General features: G+C 36.9%; 1 protein-coding gene. It reads left to right on the top strand.

Annotated elements, in window-relative coordinates; translation table 11 throughout:
- Positions 1 to 3,878 (top strand): hypothetical protein (locus A9Q93_RS02755; RefSeq protein WP_303685852.1); only part of this gene is annotated, 3,878 nt, incomplete at both ends.

Consider the following 3,878-nt stretch of genomic DNA (forward strand, 5'->3'; position numbering starts at 1 on the left):
TTCTTACTGGTCAGGACCAGTTGTAATCACAACACTTTGTAATCCTGTTGCATTACCACTTACAGAACCATTTAGCACTTGGGTGCCTGAGTGTTTTGATATAGACAATGGTGATGGAAACTGGACTCCTTATGTATCTTCAGGTGATACTATAGCGGCTAGAGCTAGAAATACTTGGGGTAATTATGCAAATCATAGACTGATTCAAACGCCTATGATTGATATGGATCAAGCTGCTTTATTGACATTGCTTTGGTCTCATGATGATTCATTCTCAGATACTTTAAAGGTTAATCTATCAGATGATGGTGGTGCTTCTTGGGAGACTATTTGGTCTGTAACTGGAGCTGACTTCGAATCAAATGATGGAGCTTTATGGTCTACGCCTGGTTCTTATGCTACGGAATATCTTCTAATTGATACTTCATATATAGGAGAAGATGTTATAGTTGAAATAGACTATGCTTCCCCTCTTAATCAAACGAATGATTATATCTTCATTGACTCTATTGCTGTTACAGCATTACCTCCATGTAATGTGCCTTATGACCTGGCTGTCGATTCTGTAAATACAACTTCAGTTGATATGTCATTTACTGTGGCAGGATCTGGAGCTACTTTATATGAAATAGAAATAATTGAAGATCAGAATACTATCACTGGTGTAGCAACAAACACTGCATCGGGAACTCCTTTCACTGTTTCAGGGTTGAACTCAGGAACAGACTATACCGCATATGTACGTACAATGTGTGGAACTGATTCTACTGTATGGCTTGGGCCAATTACCTTCACAACAGTTTGTGCTCCTGTAATGGATTATTATACTTCCTTTGAAGGCTTAATGACAAATGACCCAGTGAATTGTTGGAATTTTATTGATAGTACATCTGCAACCAATTCATTTGTTCGAGTTTTGAATTCTAGTTGGACGGTAGGGAATACGGGAACTAATTCTCTTCATTTTGAGGCTGGAAATGCGAATTTGTCAACATCATTACAATTTGCGGTGATGCCAGAATTTAGTTCATTGGATGATCAAACACATAGATTGAGGTTTTATGCTCGTCAATTGGCAAATGATGGTAATAAGTTAGTTGTAGGAACGGTTTCTGACCCTGATGATGTTGGAACATTTACTCCTAAAGATACCATTGTACCAGCAACTGTATTCACTCAATATACCTTTAATTTTGATGATTATTCCGGTGGGGATGACCATATAGCTATTAGAAGTTTACCAGGCTCATCATGGTCAGATAGTTATCTTGATGATTTCGAATGGCATGAAATTCCAAATTGTTTCCCTCCTACGAATGTAAATGTTGATTCAATAGGATTGACAACAGTTTCTGTATCTTTAGATTCATCAGGAACATTTGGTACTGAATGGTTACTTGAATTAGTGGATGTTTCTGGTATTAATCCAACTATTTTGGATACAGCATATTCAACTTCATTTACAGTTGGAGGGTTAGAGCCTTCTACTATATACGAAATGACTATATCAACTAATTGTTCAGATGCAATCAGTGAAGGGACTTCTGTAATATTTCAGACAGACTGTGCAGCTTATGGAGACTTCCAAAATGGTTTTGAAGACTTGTCTGGTGGTCAGGATACTTCTCTTTGCTGGGATTATACAGTAAATCACAGTTCATTAGCAGGTACAAAACCATGGATCCAAATAATCAATACTACATGGAACCTGTGTGAAGGAACCAAGGCAGTACGAATGTATAGTGGAAATGAGTTTACAGCAGATATATTATTAGTTACACCTGAATTAATAGATATTACTTCTGGTTCACATAATTTAACATTTGAAACCACAACCCGTTCAACTTGGGCTCCTCCTTCTCCTTATGAAGTTGGAACTATGACAGATGGAAATGATCCTAGTACATTTACATCTCTTTATTCGGGGGTTGCCAATGGAACTTGTGATTCAGTAACTGTACCATTTCTATCATATGCTGGAACTGATACACGTATTGCAATTAAATTTAATGCTACAACTACATTTGACAATTTGTATATTGATAATGTAAGATGGGAAGAAGCACCAGATTGTGCTACTCCAGCAAGTTTTACTATTGAAGATTTAACTGATATTGATGTTACTTTGGATTGGTTAAACGCGAGTCTAGATACAGTATGGCATCTTGAATTGGTTGATGTATTGGATACATTGGATGTATATGACAGTATTCCAACAGATACAGTATTTACTCATCCTTATATTATCGGTGGATTAGCAGAGAATACTATCTATTCTGTGTATTTGACGAATCCTTGTGATACAAACTATAATCCTTTACAAATTACATTTCTTAGCCCATGGGCTAAGAATATTGGTGTAAATGCTATTCTTTCTCCTGAAACAACTGGATGTAATACAGGTGATTCAACTCAAATTACAATAGAAATTGAAAACTTCGGTGGACAAGCTGTTACAGGATTCCCAATTGAATTGAGCTGGGATGATTCTATCTACTTCAATGTAGGTACTTATATGGATACATTAGTTCCTTATCAAATTGATACCATTACAATTGATGGATTCTATGATTTCTCTACTTCAGTAGATACTATGTTCTATATTCAAACTGTTCTAGCAGGAGATTCTGTAGCTACCAATGATATGGCTTCTTCTAGTTTCACAAACCACGGAACTATGTGGATTGATGTTAACTTAAATACGGCAACTTCAGGACATCAAGTAGGATTCCAAATCGTTGATACACTGTATGGTGTAATGGTTGGCCAAGGTGGAGATATTGATGGTTCAGGAAACCTATCGTCTAATAATTCATACGGTTTTGAAGTTTGTGTTTATCCAAATGCTGGATATGTAATGAACGCATATGACGAAGGTGGTACAGGATGGCAAGGTGGTACCTATTCTATCACAAGATGTGGTGGAATAGTAATCGCTAATAATGATGGAGATAGTCCAGATAACGGATTGGATTCTTCTAACTGGAATGTTTGGGAGCTTGAATCTCAAGAAGTATTTATAGTAGAAGAATGTCCAGATAATGACTTGGCTGTATTGTCAATTGATTCTCTAGAAACTTCTTGTGGTCTTGGAATTGAATCAGGTTATGTTCAAATTATGAACTTCGGTAACCTAGACGTAGCGCCAAACGGTGCAACTGCTCAATACCAATTTAACAACAGTGGATTGTGGATTGATTTCTGGGATTTCGATTCTGGATTGGCTTCACAAACAGATACATTGTATCAATTACCAGATATCGATATGAGTCTTGCTGGTACTTATACCATTGCTATAAAAGTTGTCTTTGCCTTAGATGAAGACAATACTAGTAATGAATTTGAATTTGAATTGAACAGTTTACCTACCTTAACAGAGGATAGTACAACATTCAATACAGATAATGGTCACTGGTATAGTTCTACTCAGAATGGCGTAAATAACTCATGGGAATGGGGTACTCCAACAACTGCTAACATTGGAAATAACAATGATGGTAAAGTTTGGGCAACAAACCTTACAGGTAATGCTTCATTAAATGAATTTAGTTATATAAATTCTCCATGTTATGACTTCTCAGATTATACAGCACCTCCTGAGATATCTTTCGATTATGTTCGTCCTGGTACTTCTCATTCATTCAGATTACAACGCTCATTTAACGGTGGGATTTCATGGTACACTTGGCCGACTTGGGGGGCTAACCCAATTCCAGCAAGTAATTCAAATGATTGGACTCATGCGACAATCTTGATGGGTAATGCGCCTGGACAATCTAGTTGTATCTTCAGGTGGAGATATAGTTCGTCAACATGGCAGGGAGCATCAGAAGGGTTTGGATTTGATAACTGGGAAGTTAAAGAACATGTTGAATACA

Source organism: Nonlabens dokdonensis (assembly GCF_002162835.1).
In the GTDB taxonomy this organism is placed as follows: domain Bacteria; phylum Bacteroidota; class Bacteroidia; order Flavobacteriales; family Flavobacteriaceae; genus Nonlabens; species Nonlabens dokdonensis_B.